At 48.5% G+C, this 19,085-nt stretch carries 13 protein-coding genes and 1 tRNA gene; 9 read left to right on the forward strand and 5 right to left on the reverse strand.

Annotation, left to right across the window (positions count from 1 at the left end; all coding sequences use genetic code 11):
* On the reverse strand, positions 1–829 hold an 829-nt coding region (locus BRW63_RS00590), incomplete at its 3' end, for an alpha/beta fold hydrolase (RefSeq protein ID WP_073068974.1).
* Positions 829–2,013, reverse strand: coding sequence for a homocysteine biosynthesis protein (locus BRW63_RS00595; RefSeq protein WP_073068975.1), 1,185 nt, complete (start codon positions 2,011–2,013; stop codon positions 829–831). The genes BRW63_RS00590 and BRW63_RS00595, both read right to left, overlap by 1 nt.
* A 137-nt stretch (positions 2,014–2,150) precedes the next feature.
* On the opposite strand from BRW63_RS00595, the gene BRW63_RS00600 reads away from it, so the two are divergent.
* The 4 genes from BRW63_RS00600 (at position 2,151) to ftsH2 (ending at position 6,414) form a co-directional block, all read left to right on the forward strand.
* Positions 2,151–2,363: an acetyltransferase gene (locus tag BRW63_RS00600; protein ID WP_073068976.1), complete on the forward strand. Its 213-nt coding sequence runs from the start codon at positions 2,151–2,153 to the stop codon at positions 2,361–2,363.
* A 213-nt stretch (positions 2,364–2,576) separates the two neighbouring features.
* Positions 2,577–2,650 (forward strand) — tRNA-Asp (locus BRW63_RS00605).
* Between the two features lie 100 nt (positions 2,651–2,750).
* Positions 2,751–4,199 (forward strand): glutamate--tRNA ligase, encoded by a 1,449-nt coding sequence (gene gltX, locus BRW63_RS00610; RefSeq protein ID WP_073068977.1) that lies wholly within the window; start codon positions 2,751–2,753, stop codon positions 4,197–4,199.
* Positions 4,200–4,530: 331 nt separating this feature from the next.
* Positions 4,531–6,414 (forward strand): ATP-dependent zinc metalloprotease FtsH2, encoded by a 1,884-nt coding sequence (gene ftsH2 / locus BRW63_RS00615; protein WP_073068978.1) that lies wholly within the window; start codon positions 4,531–4,533, stop codon positions 6,412–6,414.
* 62 nt (positions 6,415–6,476) lie between these two features.
* Here ftsH2 and BRW63_RS00620 read toward each other — a convergent pair whose 3' ends face one another.
* Positions 6,477–7,067, reverse strand: coding sequence for a Uma2 family endonuclease (locus BRW63_RS00620; protein WP_181314303.1), 591 nt, complete (start codon positions 7,065–7,067; stop codon positions 6,477–6,479).
* A gap of 172 nt (positions 7,068–7,239) precedes the next feature.
* Here BRW63_RS00620 and BRW63_RS00625 point away from each other — a divergent pair, with 172 nt between their 5' ends.
* Both BRW63_RS00625 and BRW63_RS29385 read left to right on the forward strand, forming a co-directional pair.
* Positions 7,240–9,057: an ABC transporter ATP-binding protein gene (locus BRW63_RS00625; RefSeq protein WP_073068980.1), complete on the forward strand. Its 1,818-nt coding sequence runs from the start codon at positions 7,240–7,242 to the stop codon at positions 9,055–9,057.
* A 151-nt stretch (positions 9,058–9,208) separates the two neighbouring features.
* Positions 9,209–9,331: a hypothetical protein gene (locus BRW63_RS29385; protein WP_262983505.1), complete on the forward strand. Its 123-nt coding sequence runs from the start codon at positions 9,209–9,211 to the stop codon at positions 9,329–9,331.
* On the opposite strand, the gene BRW63_RS00630 is transcribed toward BRW63_RS29385, so the two are convergent.
* Positions 9,321–10,205, reverse strand: a complete 885-nt coding sequence (locus BRW63_RS00630; protein ID WP_073068981.1) for an aspartoacylase — start codon at positions 10,203–10,205, stop codon at positions 9,321–9,323. The genes BRW63_RS29385 and BRW63_RS00630 overlap by 11 nt on opposite strands.
* 36 nt (positions 10,206–10,241) lie before the next feature.
* Positions 10,242–11,063 (reverse strand): prepilin peptidase, encoded by an 822-nt coding sequence (locus tag BRW63_RS00635; protein WP_073068982.1) that lies wholly within the window; start codon positions 11,061–11,063, stop codon positions 10,242–10,244.
* A gap of 291 nt (positions 11,064–11,354) precedes the next feature.
* On the opposite strand from BRW63_RS00635, the gene BRW63_RS00640 reads away from it, so the two are divergent.
* The 3 genes from BRW63_RS00640 (at position 11,355) to BRW63_RS00650 (ending at position 19,024) form a co-directional block, all read left to right on the forward strand.
* Positions 11,355–14,417: a non-ribosomal peptide synthetase family protein gene (locus BRW63_RS00640; protein ID WP_073068983.1), complete on the forward strand. Its 3,063-nt coding sequence runs from the start codon at positions 11,355–11,357 to the stop codon at positions 14,415–14,417.
* A gap of 78 nt (positions 14,418–14,495) precedes the next feature.
* Positions 14,496–17,669 (forward strand): ATP-binding protein, encoded by a 3,174-nt coding sequence (locus tag BRW63_RS00645; RefSeq protein WP_073068984.1) that lies wholly within the window; start codon positions 14,496–14,498, stop codon positions 17,667–17,669.
* Positions 17,669–19,024 (forward strand): sensor histidine kinase, encoded by a 1,356-nt coding sequence (locus BRW63_RS00650; protein ID WP_073068985.1) that lies wholly within the window; start codon positions 17,669–17,671, stop codon positions 19,022–19,024. The genes BRW63_RS00645 and BRW63_RS00650 overlap by 1 nt, the downstream gene beginning before the upstream one ends.
* Positions 19,025–19,085 lie beyond the last annotated feature (61 nt).

Consider the following 19,085-nt stretch of genomic DNA (forward strand, 5'->3'; position numbering starts at 1 on the left):
CATCTAATAACGCTTGGGGTTCGTCGGCTCGAATCGAGTGACCACTTTTTTCAAAGATTCGCAGATCTGAGTTGGGAATGGCATTGGCAATTTCTTCTGAAAATTCTGGCTGACAGATCCAATCATGCCGCCCGGCGATCACCAGAGTTGGAGCGGTGATTTTAGGTAGCTCAGAGAGAATGTTGTAAGAGCGCAGAAATCCGCCAAACGCCACATTAATCGCATCGACTGAGAGAATTGTGCGATCCCAGCTTTCTTGCTTGGCATCGGGATCGTAAGTGACAGAATACATGGAACGCATTAGCCGAAAATATTCCCGCAACTGGTCTTCGGTTTCAAAGTTGCCGTTCCACAGATATTGGGCGATCGCGTTCTGTTCTGGAGTGCCCCGTTCTTCTAAAATTTCTCGTGCGCGGCTTAAAAAACGAGAATCGGGAACGGTGGCGATCGCTATCAAATGAGACACGTTTTGCGGATAGCGAGTGGCGTAGGTCAGCGCCACCATGCCGCCATAAGAGCCGCCAATCACCACGATTTTGTTGAGTCCCAAATATTGCCGCAGCGCTTCCATGTCTTCGACGTTGTTGTCTAGTGTGTAGGTAGACTTGTCGCCACGCGCCGATCGACCTTGCCCGCGATGGTCAAAATACACCAACTGCATTTTGCGACTCAGCGCCGAGAAGGTTGGCTTGTAGCTGCTGTGATCAGCTCCCGGCCCGCCGTGAATGAGAAACGCGACTGGTTTCTCGCGCATCTGGGCCCGATCGGGCACGAGTCCCGACCCTTCGACATCAAAATAAATTTCAGTATCGCGAATTTTGGCAAACATCAACTACCTCGCAAGTCTTGCGGAATAAACACCCGATCGTGAGGAATCGGGGCAACGGCTTCACTCAGCATAAACGTCCCCCTCTCGATCCACTGCTTTAACTCTAGGGCGACTTGCCGAGACAGATAAAGACTCGCGAGTGGGGCAACGCGAACTGATTTGCCGTCGATCGTCAGTCTGCCAGATTTGAGTTGGGCATAGCTCACCAGCCCAAACGTGGGACGAACGCGCCGAGGAATCGAAAAATCGACGACCGGAGCCACCAAATCTTTGTCTTGCACCGCGCAATGAGCGACCACTTCTTCGTTCAGCACTGGCAGCGGAATGCCGACTCCTAGCATCAGAGACGAACCATAGCCTTTGAAATAGCAGCCTCTCACCCATCGGGCATCCATCTGTTTTGCGTCGCCAATTAGCGCCAGCGTAGCCGCAGGCCCGATCGGAGTGCGATTGGGCAGTCGCTTTTGCAATGGAAAGTGCTGAGTGCCTTCCCAAGTGACATAGCCGATCGCGCCGCCTAAAAAAACCCGCGTCCCGATGCCAATCAGTTGCAGATCGGGGTCATTGAGCAACGGAGAAATCTCGCCAGGATTGGAATAGACAGCATTTCCTAACTGGGGCTGAAGTGGGCCCAAATAGGTGAATAGAGGACGATCGCCGCCATTCACACCCACAATAAAATTTTGATAGAGATTGCGCGGATTGAATAAATAAAACTGATTGATTCTGTCTCGCGAAATGGTCGTCTCAAACGACGCACGGGGATAGCAATCGGTCACTTGCCCGATCGCCCTCAAAGGCACCGATTTACCCGCAATCAAATCTTCGATTACGTGCCCACCACCGCGAGTAGAACTGCGCGATTCATCGCCATCCGCCTCCATGCTTGAGTATTCGACCATCTGCGAGGCTCCTAGATAGAGATCGACGGCTCCAAACCCCGCATAGGCAGAGACTCCATCGATCCAGCATTGACGAATTTTGATCGGCGGATCGGTCTGTCCGAGGTTGAGAATTGCCCCCGAAGATTCCATCGGCTCAAAGGTGCCTGTCGTCACGACATCGACCTCTTTAGCAGTCTGAGTGACTCCGACCTCCGCAACCCGTGCTTTCAACTCTTCGACTGTGAGGACGATCGCTTGTTGGCGACTAATTTTGTCATTGATTTCGGCGATCGTTCTCATGGGTCACTTCCTAGCTGCTGACCGTTATTATCCTCCGATCGCTCTTGCCTTAACTGTCCCTACGGTAGATGAGAATAAATGGCTAAACACAGGATTGTAAGAACGTCATCGAAATAATCTGTTATTGGAGAACGTTAATGCTTTTACAAGATAAACAAACTGGAAATCTAGTTGAAATCCTAGACCTAGAAGAACTCTTTAACCCGGTGCAAGACGCGATCCACGGTCGAGTGCAATCTGGGCAAGAAGAGCAAGACCCAGAGCCGATCAGCAAAAACACCCTGCTATTTCCCTCTGGAGAAAGTCTACCTCGCTGCTGGACGGATGCTGACTATCACAGTGTTGATTAATTTCAGTCCGGTTGGGTCGATCGTGATTGCCTGTAGGGGTAGCGCCCCCGTGCCTACCCCTGACGAATGGAGGGCAACCCCAGGGAAATTGCCCCGACCCAAATCATCCCGCTATTCAGCGATGCCGAATTTCTAAAACGATTTGTTTGACAAAAGGGCGCACGATCGGCACAATAGAGACTGCGCTGATAAAAAAAGCGTACTCGGCAACGAGGGACTGTAGTTCAATTGGTTAGAGCACCGCCCTGTCACGGCGGAAGTTGCGGGTTCGAATCCCGTCAGTCCCGTTCAAAAAAAGGATGAAGAATTAAAAGGTGAAGGATGAATTAGAATTCATTCAGCATCGTTCTGACTTCATCTTTTTTGTTGTTTCATCCCCCTTTCCCTATGACCGTTCGTGTCCGCATCGCCCCCAGTCCTACCGGAAATTTGCATATTGGCACCGCCCGAACTGCCGTCTTTAACTGGCTGTTTGCTCGTCACAATGGCGGCCAGTTTGTGCTGCGAGTTGAAGACACTGATCTGGAGCGATCGCGCCCTGAGTTTACAGATAACATCCTTGAGGGCTTGACCTGGCTGGGTCTGACTTGGGATGAAGGCCCATTTTTTCAATCCCAACGAATGGATTTGTATCGCCAGTCCATTCAGACTTTGCTAGACAAGGGTCTGGCCTATCGCAGCTATGAAACGCCTGAAGAACTTGACGCGATGCGAGAAGTGCAGAAAGCCAAAAATGAGGCTCCTCGTTATGACAACCGCCATCGCGATCTGACTCCAGATCAGCAAGCTGCTTTTGCCGATGAAGGTCGCAAACCTGTGATCCGGTTCAAAATAGAGAACGATCGCGAAATCTCCTGGAATGACCTCGTGCGCGGCACCGTTTCCTGGAAGGGTCGCGATCTGGGTGGCGATATGGTGATTGCCCGCGCCTCAGAAGGTGATGACATCGGTCAGCCGCTCTACAACTTTGTCGTTGTCGTCGATGACATTGATATGCACATCACTCAGGTGATTCGGGGCGAAGATCACATCGGCAACACTCCCAAACAGATTTTGCTTTATGAAGCGCTCGGCGCGACGGTGCCAGAGTTTGGGCATACGCCGTTGATTCTCAATCAAGCAGGCGCAAAACTCTCGAAGCGGGATGGAGTCACCTCGATCGCTGACTTTAAAAAAATGGGCTATACCCCCGAAGCCCTAGTTAACTACATGACACTGCTGGGCTGGTCGCCTCCAGACTCGACGATCGAGATTTTTAGCCTCTCTGAATCGGCAAAGCAGTTCAGCTTCGATCGCGTCAATAAAGCTGGAGCCAAGTTCGATTGGGACAAACTGAATTGGATCAACGGGCAATATCTTCACGCGATGCCTGTTGATCAACTCACGGATCTGCTGATTCCTTACTGGCAAGAGGCGGGTTATGAGTTTGATCCGGTTGGCGATCGTCCCTGGTTAGACCAAATCTCAGCGGTGATTGGGGCAAGTTTGTCTCGTCTTCAAGAAGCCGTTGAGATGACGCGCTATCTATTTATTGTCGAGGTTGGATTTGATGAAGAAGCCACTACGCAACTTCAGCAACCAGGTTTAGCGGCGGCATTAAAAGCAGTTTTAGAGTCCATTCCTTCTGAAGCCTTAACGGATGCGACGATTCAAGAAATCGTTAAGCAGGTAGTGAAAGCACAAACCATCAAAAAAGGCTTCTTAATGAAATCTCTGCGGGCTGCTCTAACAGGTGCCCTGAAAGGCCCTGACTTGGTGCAATCTTGGTTGATTTTGAACCAGCGAGGCATGGATCGGCATCGCTTGCAGCAGGCAATCGCGATCGCACAAGCTTAAAGGCACAACAAAGACTCCGCTATCCCCCAAGGAGAAGAGGAACCAGACTCTAGCTCCCTCTCCTTGGGGAAAGGGTTGGGATGAGGGCAAATTAATTCGCGTTCTAAGCGGGTTGATTGCTCGAAGTCTCACAATTAAGTTAAATTTAGTTAAGATACTTCTCATTAAACGTCTGGAAACCGCTCGATCGACGGTCTAGGTTAGAAGTTCGCTCTTACGCAGGAGAAAATTGTTTCTCTTAGCATAAGTAGGTGGTTTCTATTGTGAAAATTCCACTTTTGTTTACGATTGAGATTTAATCATTGTTGCCGTATTTAGAGGTTGCCAGTTTATGAAAGCTTCTTGGAGAACCATACTGCTGTGGGCAGTGCCCGCCTTAGTGATTGGGTTTTTCCTCTGGCAAGGGTCGTTTGCACCCAATCCTGCCGCCGTGAGCAAAAACACCGCCAGTACCCGCATGACCTACGGGCGCTTCTTAGAATATTTAGATGCCAATCGGGTCAAGAGCGTTGATCTCTATGATGGTGGGCGCACTGCCATTGTTGAAGCCGTCGATCCTGAACTGGACAATCGTCTACAGCGTCTGCGCGTTGACCTCCCTGGCAGCGCCCCCGAACTCGTGACTCGCTTGAGAAATTCGGGCATCAGCTTTGATTCTCACCCTGCCCGCAATGATGGCGCGGTGTGGGGGCTGCTTGGAAACTTAGTGTTCCCAATTCTGCTTTTGGGAGGTTTGTTCTTCCTGTTCCGTCGCTCTAACAACGTCCCTGGCGGGCCTGGGCAGGCGATGAGTTTTGGCAAGTCTCGCGCTCGGTTCCAAATGGAGGCGAAGACGGGCGTAATGTTTGATGACGTGGCAGGCATCGAAGAAGCGAAAGAAGAACTGCAAGAAGTCGTCACCTTTTTGAAAAAGCCTGAGCGCTTTACGGCAGTGGGGGCCCGAATTCCTAAAGGAGTGTTGTTGATTGGGCCACCTGGAACGGGTAAGACTCTGTTGGCAAAAGCGATCGCAGGCGAAGCCGGGGTTCCATTCTTCTCGATCTCTGGCTCTGAATTCGTCGAAATGTTTGTCGGTGTGGGTGCATCTCGCGTCCGTGACTTGTTCAAGAAAGCCAAAGAAAACGCGCCTTGTATCATCTTTATCGATGAAATTGACGCGGTGGGTCGTCAACGGGGTGCAGGCATCGGCGGCGGCAACGATGAGCGAGAGCAAACGCTCAACCAGTTGTTGACCGAGATGGATGGCTTTGAAGGCAACACGGGCATTATCATCATTGCCGCGACCAACCGCGCTGATGTCCTCGATTCTGCCTTGCTGCGTCCGGGTCGCTTCGATCGTCAGGTGATGGTTGATGTGCCTGATATCAAAGGTCGCCTAGAGGTTTTGAACGTTCACGCTCGCGACAAGAAAATCTCGGATGAGGTTTCCCTGGAAGTCATTGCTCGTCGTACTCCTGGATTTTCTGGGGCTGACCTCGCTAACCTGCTCAATGAAGCTGCAATTCTCACCGCTCGTCGTCGTAAAGAAGCGATGACCATGTTGGAAATTGACGATGCAGTCGATCGGGTTGTTGCGGGTATGGAAGGCACTCCGCTCGTAGACAGTAAGAGCAAGCGTTTGATTGCTTATCACGAGATTGGACACGCCGTAATCGGCACCCTGGTGAAGGATCACGATCCGGTGCAAAAAGTGACGCTGGTTCCTCGTGGGCAGGCTCAAGGCTTGACCTGGTTTACGCCTTCAGAAGATGGGTTAATTTCTCGCAGTCAAATCATGGCCCGAATTCAAGGTGCTTTGGGTGGACGGGCGGCTGAAGAAGTAATTTTTGGCGATGCAGAAGTCACGACTGGAGCCGGAAACGACTTGCAGCAAGTGACAGGTATGGCGCGTCAGATGGTGACTCGCTATGGAATGTCTGATTTGGGGCCTTTGTCGCTCGAAAGTCAGCAAGGCGAAGTCTTCTTAGGGGGCGGTTGGACGAATCGATCGGAGTATTCCGAAGTGATCGCGGCTCGTATTGATGGTCAAGTGCGCGAGATTGTCGCCCATTGCTATGAACAAGCCTGTCGGATCATGCGCGAAAATCGTGAAGTCATCGATCGCTTGGTGGACTTGCTGATTGAGAAAGAAACGATCGACGGTGACGAGTTCCGTCAGATTATGGCTGAGTATACGGTGGTTCCTGAGAAAGAACGCTACGTTCCTCAACTGTAGATTTAGAACTCAAACTTTATCGGTTAGGCGGGGATGGCGAAGGCTGTCCCCATTTTTTGCGACTAGCGCCCCATGGCGAATAAGCGATCGATCGTCAAATCAAACGATGGAATCACCTCGGACTCAATCCGATGACCGCCACTGAATATCGCGTCTTCATATTGACCATCCACCCATTTGCAAACCGTGACTTGTCTGGTTTCTGGGTCAACGATCCAATATTCAGAAATCCCCCGCGCTGCATATTCGGTGCGTTTGTGGCGATAGTCACGAGCGCGATTGGTGCTGCCGGGTGAGACGATTTCGATCACCAGAGCGGGCGGCGGCATATCACGAGTAATCGTGCCGCGAGTTGCACCCGCCAGTGCGGTGTAGGATTCTTCAGTGTGAACCATCAGATCAGGTAGGCGACATCTGGCTCGCCGCCCGATCGTCTCAATTTCAATATCTTTGTGGGTCAGCAAAGTCAAGGATACATGCTTTGCTAGTTCAAACAATAGAAACCTGGCTAGTTCTGAGTTTTCGGGAGCTTCTGGTGGCATTTCAACTAGCTCCCCGTCCACCAATTCATACTGAGTATCGGTGCCATCGTCATAGGCAAGATATTCCTCAAAGGTTAGAAGTTTTGATTTTGGCTCGGCGCTTTGGGTCATGGTGATTGCCCAGATACGATCGGGATTAATGCAATTTTAACGGTTGAAGCAAGGAGAACTTTATCATCGTGCTTTCTAACTGTTGCGGAATTAGTGTGTAGCATGTTGTAGTATATGTAGTGTTGATGCAATTTCAACCGCGTTTACTTCAGTCGATCGTCAGGGAGACTCTATGGCTAAATTTCTAGGTATCATTGACTACTTTCGCAACTACTGGAAGATTTCGATTTTTAGCATTGCGATGGTCAGTCTCTTCGAGATTGTTGACCTATTTGTCCCTTATGCGGTGGGTCAAATTCTCAACGTCTTGTCTGGACAAGCGGTCGATCGCCCCATTCAAGCGATCGTGACCACGACTTCACAAATCACTGGGTTTGCCAGTGACAAAACGCTGTCTCTCGCCGTCTTGCTGATGCTCGTGTGTCTCATCTCAGTCGGGCGCGCTCCGATTCAGCCCTGGCTAGGTGCCTGGTTTCAGTGGGATACTGCCTTTCGTGCCCGACGAGAACACGCCGAAAAAGCTCTAGAGAAAGTGTTGACGCTGCCGCTAGAGTTCTACGATGAGAACAATCCTGGACGGGTTGCTGCCAGAGTTGCTAAAGGTTTGTCTAACTACACCTGGACTTATCCAGAGATTACAGGACAACTGTTGCCGAAGTTCTTTCGAGTGGTTGGCATCTTTGCGGTGATCTGGCTGATTGATTGGCGCATTGCCCTACTGCTGTTGATTTCATTCGTGAGTATTGTTGGCTTTAGCCTCACAGGTTTGAAACGGCTTTCTGACCAAGAGGCGCGGCTCGACAAGTATATGGAAGATACCGACAGCCGCACGTCTGAGATCATCACCAATATCAAAACAGTGAAGGCGTTTGCTACTGAAACGTCAGAGTTAAAACGGCAACGGCAACGGCTCGATCGCGAGTTCAAAGTGCTAGATTATCGCATTCACTTAGGTTATGTGAAGTTGGGAATGTGGGAGCGGTTGATCGTGCAGTCTTGCGTCTTCCTCGTGCTTGCATTCACCGTGATGGCAACCGTTCAGGGCAAAATCTCGCTCGGACATTTCATCACTACGCTGACGATTTCTAGCATGGCCTATGCCGAAATAGAGCCGATTAGCCAACTCGCTGAAGTGTTTGCGCGTCGCTATGCGTCGATGGTTCGCTTTCATGAGTTTATGCAGCTTCCAGTTGGCACTGATGCCAGCACTCTGACCCAACAACCCGAAGCCGTGCCGACCTATCAGTTCACCGGAAAAGTCGAGTTTTCTCACCTGACTTTTGGCTATAACTCAGAGCGTCCGGTGTTGAAAGACATCAATTTGTTGATTGAACCTTATCAAACGATCGCGCTTGTTGGTCGATCGGGTTCCGGCAAATCCACGTTAGTCAAACTCTTGTTCCGCTATTTTGAACCTAATCAGGGTGCGGTGTTGATGGATGGTCAAGATATCCGCAGATTGGATGTAACGGGCTATCGCAAACGACTCGCGATCGTGCACCAAGAAGTCGATGTCTTCAATGGCACTCTGCTCGATAACCTGATTTACGGCAACCCCAACGCCAGCCGTGATCATGTGCGTGAAGCGTGTAGAATTGCCCAAGTCGATGAGTTTATTCGTCAGATGCCGATGGGATATTCGACGATCGTCGGTGAGCGCGGCGTTCGACTCTCAGGCGGACAGCGACAACGACTTGGCATTGCTCGTGCGCTGATTGTTGACCCTGATGTGCTGATCTTCGACGAAGCGACTTCGAGTTTAGACTATGAGTCAGAGCGATCGATTCAACTGGCGATGCGCTCGATTCTCGGCACTCGCACGCTGGTGATTATCGCGCATCGTCTCAGCACAATTCGAGAAGCAGACAAAATTGTGGTGTTAGATCAGGGCAGCATTGTTGAAGTTGGGAGTCACGAGGAGTTAGTGCGTCGGGGTGGCATCTACCAGCGATTGCACTCGCTGCAAGAAACTGGGCAACTGCTAGCGTAAAGTCTGTGACGTGTGGATTGAAAGTTAGTGGAGGGTGCAGAATACGCTCCACCAGCTTTCCACTAGTCGTAACTGGACGATGTGAACGAGAAGTGGAGTCAAAAAACGTCAACCTTAAATATCCCTTACCACTCCGAAACACTTAAATAACTTGAGTATTAAATCAGGCACCATCAAAACCTATAGTTCTTATAACGCTCAAGGAATCTGGTATTTTACCAATGCGTGTAATGGACAGATGGGTGTGATTCACTCTAGCCAAATTAGATTTTAGAGACGCTGACGGTCTGCTTTTGGGTCAAGGTTAAAGCAACGCCTTTCTCGTAATAAGCGGCTTCGTTGATAAAAATGGGATAGACCGTTGTGCCCTCATAGACGATCGTATGACCATCCAATCCTAAAAACATTGGGTCGCCAGACTTGAGCGGCTGATAATCTCTCCCTTGCAAATCAGGGTGAATCATTGCCTGAATCTCGCCTGCCTCGTTGCGCGGATAGTCGATCGAGCCAATGGTTTCATAAAAAGTTAGGGGACGATCGGCGATTGTCAGCGTACCTTGATTGCAATCGTGCAAATAATCCAAAATTATGTAAATCAACGCTTCTGTCTGCTGAAACCAATAAGCATCCAGTACCCCCTGAGCGACTGCACCGACTTCAATCACCACCCCTAACTCAGAGAGCGATCGCAACAATCCACTTTCTGAATCAGTCCGCGTCAAACAGACTTTGACAAGCGGATTTGTCCCACTCACGTAGCTGGCTAGTCTCAAGCTATCAGGACTGCGATTTGCCATCAAGAGAGACAGCCCCATGTTGGCCGTGGTCGAGTGCAGATCGATAATTACATCAACTTGAGCGCTGCCTTTTGTTCCAAGTTGTTGAGCAATGGCTTTGGCTTGCTGCGCTTCATAGTCAGAAAGATTTGAGTTTTGCAGATCTTGATTGAGAAATGCCCGATTTAAGTCTTGATCAATGTATCGGCGAGTAGCGGCAAACGCTTGAGGATTTGCAAGTAGCGTTTGGGTTTCAAAACTCGATCGCCGCACCAATTCTGGATATTGCTCAAACTTTTTAATTAAATAAGCTCCGGTGAACTCGTTGCCGTGAGTTCCGCCTACGATCGCGACGCGCTTAATGGGGTTCATGATAATAATTCTGGACGGCTCTTCTCAAGATAAAGGCTAGAGCGTAGGAAAAAATAGTCGTAGATAGCCTGAGAGCAGCGCCTCACCGTAGAAGACACTCAAAGCGGCTCCCAGTGCCAAAAACGGCCCAAATGGGATTGGCTGGCGGCGATTGATCAGTCCCAATGCGATCGCGCCTCCGCCTGCAAATGCCCCCGCAGCACACGCTAAAAATCCGCCAATCAGCAGCAGTTTCCAGCCTAACCAAGCGCCCATCATCGCCGCAAGTTTGGCATCACCTGCCCCCATGGCGGGTTGCCCCAGCACGATCGAACCTGCAAACGAGACGGCATCGAGTAGCCAGACTCCTAACACCGCGCCGATCACGCCTGCAAAGAGATATTGAATCGCGCCCGTCAAACTAGAGGTGATCATAAATCCTGATATTGCCTGAAACGCCAATCCTAAAATCAACCCCGACTGAGTGAGCGGGTTAGGCAGCGTCATCGTGTCTAAGTCAATCAAAGACAGCGCCAGCAGCCAGCTTAAAAAGAGCCAATAGCCGATCGTGGCGATCGAGAAACCAAACATCCAAAACACCAGCAAAAACAGAATTCCAGTTGCCGCCTCTACTAACGGATAGCGGGCAGAAATTGGGCTTTTGCAGTGACTACACTGCCCTTTGAGCCACAGCCATCCTAATACGGGTACATTTTCCCGTTTTCGCAGGCGAGTCAGGCAATGTGGGCAGCGAGACGGCGGATAGAGCAGCGACAAGCTTGCGGGCAGTCGATAGACGACAACGTTTAGAAAGCTGCCGATCGAAGCTCCGAGCCAAAACACAATCAGAGAAGCGGGAAGGGCAAGCAGAAAATCCATAGCAGGTTTTAGGAGTCAGGGGAGCAAAACATAGGCTGATTGAGAAGGGTGCAAGATGTCAGTTAGTTTAACTCAATCCCTATCCCAATCTAGATAAGCGCACTCGGAAGATCACTCCGTCTCTTTAAAGACTTTACTTCCAACCATAAATTAAGCGTAAAGCTTAGACCTTATATCTGAATGAAGAGTAGTCTGAGTAGTGAGGAAATAGTTGTGTATAAAAATATACGTTTTATACGTAGATAACTGTTTCAACCTCCAACTTAGTACTCAAATGTCAAGGAGAAAGAAATGTCGTTCGCGTCAGCAAGTGTTGCTATCCATCAACTTATAGAACTGCAAACCCTAAAAACTCCCGATGCCGCAGCAATCGTTTTTCAAAATCAACGACTGACATATCGAGAACTCAATCAAAAGGCGAACCAATTAGCGCACTATTTACAGATATTAGGAGTAAAGCCAGAAACCTTAGTTGGAATTTGCGTAGAGCGATCGCTAGATATGCTTGTGGCGCTTCTTGGCATTCTGAAAGCAGGCGGTGCTTACGTTCCGCTAGACCCCAGCTATCCTCAAGATCGATTAGCCTTCGTCATTGAAGATACTCAACTTCCAGTTCTCATTACTCAGCAACATCTCTGTGCAATTTTGCCGCAGACCCAACACGCACAGCTTGTTTGTCTCGATACTGATTGGCAAACCGTGGCTCAACAGAGTGAAGCAAATCCTGAAAGTAGTGTCACAGCCGAAAATTTAGCCTATGCCATTTACACGTCCGGCTCTACTGGCAAGCCTAAAGGAGTCCAGATTACGCATCAAGCGGTGGTCAACTTCCTGCGATCGATGCAAGCAGAACCAGGACTTTGCCAACAGGATGTTCTCTTAGCAATTACAACCATTTCGTTTGACATTGCCGTTTTAGAACTGTTCTTACCGCTGATTGTGGGTGCTGAAATTCTCCTGGTGAGCCGTGACATCGCATCCAGCGGAACCCTTCTATCGAATCTTCTTTCAGAGTCGAATGCAACGGTCATGCAAGCGACTCCAGCGACCTGGCGAATGTTGGTGGCGGCTGGATGGAAAGGGAATAAACCACTCAAAATGCTGTGTGGTGGAGAAGCGCTGACGCGATCGCTGGCAGACCAATTGCTCGAAAGAGGCAGTTCACTCTGGCAGATGTATGGACCGACTGAAACGACGGTCTGGTCAATGGTGCATCACGTCGAATTTGGCGATCGGGCTGTCCCTCTGGGTCATGCGATCGCCAATACCCAGATTTATATTGTGCAAGAACCCGCTCGTCGAAAAAATGACTCCCTGCAAATTGTATCAGGGGAAGGAGAAGGCGAGATCTATATTGGAGGTCAGGGTGTCTCGCAAGGGTATTTGAACCGCCCAGACTTAACCCGTGAAAAGTTCATTCCTGATCCATTTAGTGCTGATCCAAACGTTCGCCTTTATAAGACGGGTGATCTCGCTCGTCTTTTACCCAACGGCGACATTGAGATGATTGGACGCATTGATCATCAGGTCAAGATTCGCGGCTACCGGATTGAGTTGGGAGATATTGAAACTGCGCTCTCGCAGCACCCTAATGTGCGAGAATCTGTTGTCATTACGAGAGAAGATGAGTCGGGTGAGCGTCGGTTGGTTGCTTATGTTGTGTTGAAGGCGCAATCGTTGCAGTTGCGATCAACAGAATTACGAGCGTGGCTTAAAGATAAACTGCCTGAGTATATGGTTCCTGCCATTGTGGTCTTTATGGAAAACTTGCCGCTGACCCCAAACCTTAAGGTCGATCGTCGGGCACTTCCAGTTCCCACTCTCGATGCTCAAGAAGAGTTTGTCTCTCCCCGAACCGAGCTAGAGCGCCAACTTGCCCAAATCTGGACGGCGGTGTTGGGAGTAGAAGTCGGCATCTACCACAACTTTTTTGAATCGGGCGGCGATTCACTACGCACCGCCTTGCTTCTATCTCGTGTGCGTGAAGCATTCCAAGTGGAATTGTCTTTAGATTGTTTATTCAAAGCGCCGACTGTTGCTGGATTCGCTGAAGTAATTCAAGCCGTTCAGTCCTGTGGTTCTACGGCTGGGTTTAACACGACTCCCACCGAGCTGTGGGCAGATGCGAACTTAGATGATGCAATCCGTCCCCATGCAATCAGCGCTTTGCACAACTCTGACGCGGTTCTTTCGGAGTTGCGCTCTGGGCTAATCGCCGCTCAACCCATCTTTTTGACAGGTGCAACAGGGTTTATCGGTGCGTTTCTGCTGCAAGAACTGCTGCTCCATAATCCTCAAATGACTGCTTACTGTCTAGTCCGTGCAGATGATTGTGAAGCGGCAAGCGATCGCTTACGCAAAAGTCTAGAGCGCTATGAACTTTGGCAAGACACATTTGGTTCAAGGATTATTCCCGTGCTTGGAGACTTATCGCAACCGCTCTTTGGTCTATCTGAATCGCAGTTTAGAGAATTGGCAGATCGAGTTGATGTGATTTATCACAGTGGTGCCTATGTGAATCTTGTCTATCCCTATACTGCACTGCGAAACGCCAACGTGTTGGGAACTCAAGAGGTGTTACGCCTAGCCACTCAGACGCGAACCTTGCCAGTTCACTACATTTCCACCATTGATGTCTTTCATTCTTCTGAATATGAAGAGGCGACCTTTATTTCAGAAACCGATCAGCTACTCAGTTGCGATGGATATACAGAAGGGTATGCCCAGAGTAAGTGGGTTGCTGAAAAGTTAGTCATGCAGGCTCGCGATCGCGGTTTGCCCGTCTGCATCTATCGACTAGGAATGATCACAGGGCACAGTCAAACGGGTGCGTTTCAACTCAACAATATGATTTGTAGGCTAATCAAGGGCTTTATTCAATTAGGGTGCGCGCCTGAGTTGGATCTAAAGATGTCTCTAGCTCCTGTAGATTACATTGTTCAAGCAATTCGGCATTTGTCTAGTCAGCCAGCCTCGTTTGGTCAAACATTTCATCTGGTCAGTCCGCATCTGTTCACGCTCAAACAACTCGTTGCTGATTTAAATGTACTCGATTACTGGGTGACTCTGATGCCCTATCAGCAGTGGCAAACAAAGCTACTCGCTATGCCTCCAGAGAATGCGTTAACTTCAATGGCATCCATGTTTACAAAAAGACCTGACAAGCAACAAACCCCGATCGAAACCGCCACTTTTGTATCTCAAGCGTTTGATACTCGCAACACTGACATCGGGCTAGATGGAACTGATATTGTTTGTGCGCCGATCGACAGTTCAGTTTTGCGAATTTATCTACTTTATTTTATGCAAAACGGCTTTCTGCCACAAAATTCTCAGTTAACCTGTATGCCGTGAGATGGATTACTGTTTGGGGAATTCTAACTTTTAGTAGTGCAATCACGTACAAGCCCTTGAAGTTTGCTGGTAATCCCCATGAAGAGTCCGCAGACAGATCTCGCTTCAACCCCTCGCCTTCCCCGTAGTCTCAACCTTGTCGAAACCTGGGGCTTTGGGTTAGCAGGTCCTCCAGGTTGGACTGGGTTAGTTCCGGCTATGAAAGTCGCGCTAGGGTCACAGGCAATCTTTGTCTGGATTCCGGCAACGCTGATTGGCATCTTGATCAACTATCAAGTGAAAAGTTTGGGGGAGCGCCAGATCGATGTAGCGGGTGGAACTCCCAACTATATTGCCAGGTTGCTAAAGCGATATCCCACGATCGCTAGCTATGCTGCGATCGGATATTTACTCAACTGGGTTTCAACAATTCCTCTAAATGCCATCATTCTGACCGACGTAGTTCAAGCAAATCTAGAACCCTTTGGAATCCATATTCCAACAATAGCCATGCGGATCGGTTTTATGCTGTTGCCCTTCGTTGTGGCATTCAATGGAACTCGTGCATTAAGCATTTTGCTTTTATTCTTTATCGTTCCATCAATGGGGTTGCTCATAGCGTTCAGTTTACAAGGGCTAGTCTGGCTAGGACTATCGCCTGAGAGTCCTGGGTTTCTGCCAACCGATTGGAACTGGGGTTCAATGGGCTTCGCAGATTGGGCAAAGTGGTTTTTCTTTGCAACCTTTGCAACCTACAGTAGTGAAACAGCTTCCTCATTTGTGGCAGACAGTCGCCGCCCATCTGAAACGCTACGGTTTTTAGATGCCGCCGCCTGGACTGGAGCTATTATTTTTATCGCGGGAAGTTGGGTCATCACCCGATTAGCGCCTGCTAACGATACAAGTGGTGATGTGTTGCTATATTTGGTGACGGCAGCTAAACCATTTTGGGGGCAATCTGCATCCCTGATTGTGACCTTCTTGTTAGCCTCTTCATGTTTGCTAACAATGGCAACAGCAGTTTCCAACAGTCCTCGAATCTTGTATCAGCTTGCTCTAGACAAACACCTCGCACCCGTCTTGGGCATCACGTCGCGGCGAGGAGTCTTTGGACCGGCTCTAACGATCGTGTTTGGGCTTTCGCTGTTCTTTCTGTTTTGGGGAAATGTAGCTCAGATTGTGGTCGTTGGCAATGTGGGTTGGTTTGTCTCCTTCACATTAATGCAGTTAGCGCTTTGGTCACAACGAGGTCAACCGGGAGTATTAGCGCCTCGATTGGCGTTCGCGATTTTCCTATTGCAAACAGTCGTGTTGTTTGTGGGCGGTCTAGCATGGGGCTGGCAGGACTTTTTGATTGGATTGTTGTTTCCCGCCGGAATCTTGGTGATAGATGCTGCTATCCGACGGATTCGGTTTGCTCCGTTTCGCCCTAATTGGTGGATACGATTATATCAATCAAACACGTCCCCTATTAAGGATCTGGTGCTGTTCCAAGTTTCGACTCTGATCGTTTTGATTTGTGGCTCGGTTTTGGTCGGTTGGGGGTTCCGATCGCTACTGAATCAAAAAGCAGTCGAGCAGGGTAACAATCTGATCCTTGTGTTGCTGATCATTGTGGCGTTTGTGGGAGTCGCGATCGCATGTTGGACGACACTACCGCAAGTGATTGCCGTTGAAGAAGCCCGCGAAAATGCCGAAACCCTCAACCAAGATTTGGAAATTCGGGTTGGGCAACGTACTGTTGAACTCAGAAAAGCCAAAGAAGTCGCTGACCAAGCCAAAGAAGTCGCTGACAGTGCAAATCACGCCAAAAGCGAATTTCTTGCCAATATGAGCCATGAGTTACGCACTCCTCTAAATGGCATCTTGGGCTACACTCAGATTTTGCAGCGATCGCCATCTGTGGTCGAGAAAGATCAGCAAGGCATTGGAGTGATTCACCAATGTGCATCTCATCTGCTGACTCTGATTAACGATGTGCTTGATTTATCAAAGATTGAGGCTCGAAAATTAGAACTCCATCCTCACGATCTTCGCCTTGCTCCTTTCCTGCAAGGTGTTGTAGAAATCTGTCGCATTCGAGCCGATCAAAAAGGTCTAGATTTTATCTACCCTTTAAATCAGCAACTCCCGGTGATGATTCATGCCGATGAGAAGCGGTTAAGACAGGTTTTGATCAACCTGTTGGGAAATGCCATCAAGTTTACGGATGCAGGAAGTGTGACGTTCGCGGTATCGGTTGTTGAAAACCCTGAACAGAAGTCTCCTTACCCAACTCATACCATCCGGTTTCAGGTTGAAGACACTGGCATTGGTATGCAACCCACTCAGCTAAAGAGTATCTTTTTGCCGTTTGAGCAAGTTGGCAATCGTGAAAAGCAATCAGAAGGAACAGGCTTAGGATTGGCGATTAGTCACAAGATCGTCAATATGATGGAAAGCACGATCGCGGTTGAAAGCCAATTAGGAAAAGGCAGCAAATTCTGGTTTGAAGTAGCGTTACCTAAAGCGCATGACAGTAAGCAATCAGAACAGCAATTTGCGATTAAGTCAATTTCTGGATTCAGAGGAAACAAACGAAAGATCCTTGTCGTAGACGATCGCTGGGAAAATCGTTTAATCGTGAAAAATCTTCTCGAACCGATCGGCTTTGAGGTGTTTGAAGCCAAAGACGGCCAAGCAGGCTTAGACACCGCCCTTCAAAAACAGCCAGATTTAATCATTAGCGATATTTCAATGCCTCGTATGAATGGTTATGAGATGATGACGCAAATACGAGCGATGCCTGCATTAGATGAGGTCATAATCGTGGTTTCATCTGCCAACGTGTTTCAAGAGGATCAATACAAAAGTCTTGAGGCAGGAGCCGTTGAGTTTCTACCCAAACCGATTGATGTCAATTCTCTGTTTGAGATGCTACAGCGACAACTGAATCTAGAGTGGCTTTATTCTCCAAAACTTCAGGCAACTAGTTTGAATTTACCCAGTGAACAGGGAATATTAGAGAAACAAATCTCATCTGCAAATTCTCAGAGCTTGACACCCTTAAGTGTATCCACTGCGATCGTGATCCCATCTCCTCAAGAGATATCTGTACTCTACGACCTCGCCCGCAAAGGATTAATAAAAGATCTACTTCATCAGATCGATCAACTTGAGAAATCTGATGCGAGATTATCTGAATTTTGTCAGTCCCTTCGACAGTGGTCGAAAGGATTTCAGTTGAAAAAGATTCGAGCATTTCTTGAACAATATTTAGAGAGTCATACGTGATGGAACTCAAGAACGAGTCTCAAATTGTCCTTATCGTGGATGACAATCCCATAAACTTAGAGGTTTTGTCAGAAGCGCTGACTAGGGCTGGGTTACAAGTTGCCGTTGCGCTAGATGGCGAAAGCGCGATCGAGCAAGTTCAATATCATCTTCCTGCTCTGATCTTGCTAGATGTGATGATGCCAGGAATTGATGGCTTTGAAACGTGTCGTCGTCTCAAAGCCAATCCTCTCACAAACGAGATTCCGATCATCTTTATGACGGCTCTCTCAGAAACAGAGAGTAAAGTCAAAGGACTGAGCGTTGGTGCAGTAGACTACATCACTAAACCCTTTCAACAAGAAGAAGTTTTAGCGCGGGTCAGAGTTCACTTACAATTGAATTATCTGAATCAGAAGTTAGAAGCGCAAAACATTTTACTCCAGCACTTTAATGAGTCTTTAGAACAAAAAGTTCAAGAACGGACTGCTGATTTACAGCAGGCTCAAGCTCAACTGATTCAACAAGAAAAGTTATCTGCACTCGGACAACTGGTTGCAGGAGTTGCCCACGAAATCAATAACCCTGTAAATTTCATTTATGGTAATTTTCCGCCCGCAAAGAACTACATTCGAGATTTGCTTGACTTAATCGATTTATATCAAGAACATCACTCTGATCCTGCATTGGAGATTCAGAACAAGATCGAAGAAATTGATTTAGATTTTTTGCGCTTGGATCTTCCGAAATTATTAAACTCAATGCAGCTAGGCTCTGAACGTATTCAAGAAATTGTTTTGTCGCTACGCAATTTCTCGCGCTTGGATGAAGCTGGTTTTAAGAAGGTTGATTTGCATGAGGGAATTGAGAACACATTGCTGATCTTGGGGCATCGGCTAAAAGCAAAATCAGCGCTGTCTAGAATTCAAATCACTAAAGACTATGGGGATCTTCCTGGTGTGACTTGCTTGGCGGGACAACTGAATCAAGTGTTTATGAATCTGTTAGCGAATGCGATCGATGCATTAGAAGAAGCGCTCTCTGAAAAGCGAGGACCTGCTTCTCCTACGATTCATATTTGCACGAGTCTAATCGAAGAGAATCGAATTCAGATTCAGATTACGGATAACGGTTCCGGCATCCCGGCGAAGGTTCAACAAAAAGTGTTCGATCCGTTTTTTACAACTAAACCGATTGGAAAAGGAACCGGATTAGGCTTGTCGATTAGTTATCAAATCATCGTTGAAAAGCACCATGGAACGATCGAATGTCATTCTATGTTGGGGCAGGGAACCAAGTTTGTGATTGAGATTCCGATCGAGCAAGTAGATCTCAGATCCTGCACCGTTCTCAACAAGGAGTTGCTTAAAATCTAAAAGCTTGAAAGAAAGGGTGTAGAAACACATCCTCTTCATTCGATTTCAGAGGAGCAGGTTT

Source organism: Phormidesmis priestleyi ULC007, from assembly GCF_001895925.1.
Taxonomy (GTDB): Bacteria; Cyanobacteriota; Cyanobacteriia; order Leptolyngbyales; family Leptolyngbyaceae; genus Phormidesmis_A; species Phormidesmis_A priestleyi_A.

Bases quoted from the DNA above. Each gene is read 5' to 3' on its own strand.
- BRW63_RS00630 (WP_073068981.1), bottom strand. From the start codon at position 10,205: ATGAACCCCATTAAGCGCGTCGCGATCGTAGGCGGAACTCACGGCAAC.
- BRW63_RS00650 (WP_073068985.1), top strand. From the start codon at position 17,669: ATGGAACTCAAGAACGAGTCTCAAATTGTCCTTATCGTGGATGACAAT.
- BRW63_RS00595 (WP_073068975.1), bottom strand. From the start codon at position 2,013: ATGAGAACGATCGCCGAAATCAATGACAAAATTAGTCGCCAACAAGCG.
- BRW63_RS00620 (WP_181314303.1), bottom strand. From the start codon at position 7,067: ATGACCCAAAGCGCCGAGCCAAAATCAAAACTTCTAACCTTTGAGGAA.
- BRW63_RS00645 (WP_073068984.1), top strand. From the start codon at position 14,496: ATGAAGAGTCCGCAGACAGATCTCGCTTCAACCCCTCGCCTTCCCCGT.
- BRW63_RS00625 (WP_073068980.1), top strand. From the start codon at position 7,240: ATGGCTAAATTTCTAGGTATCATTGACTACTTTCGCAACTACTGGAAG.
- gltX (WP_073068977.1), top strand. From the start codon at position 2,751: ATGACCGTTCGTGTCCGCATCGCCCCCAGTCCTACCGGAAATTTGCAT.
- ftsH2 (WP_073068978.1), top strand. From the start codon at position 4,531: ATGAAAGCTTCTTGGAGAACCATACTGCTGTGGGCAGTGCCCGCCTTA.
- BRW63_RS00635 (WP_073068982.1), bottom strand. From the start codon at position 11,063: ATGGATTTTCTGCTTGCCCTTCCCGCTTCTCTGATTGTGTTTTGGCTC.
- BRW63_RS00640 (WP_073068983.1), top strand. From the start codon at position 11,355: ATGTCGTTCGCGTCAGCAAGTGTTGCTATCCATCAACTTATAGAACTG.
- BRW63_RS00600 (WP_073068976.1), top strand. From the start codon at position 2,151: ATGCTTTTACAAGATAAACAAACTGGAAATCTAGTTGAAATCCTAGAC.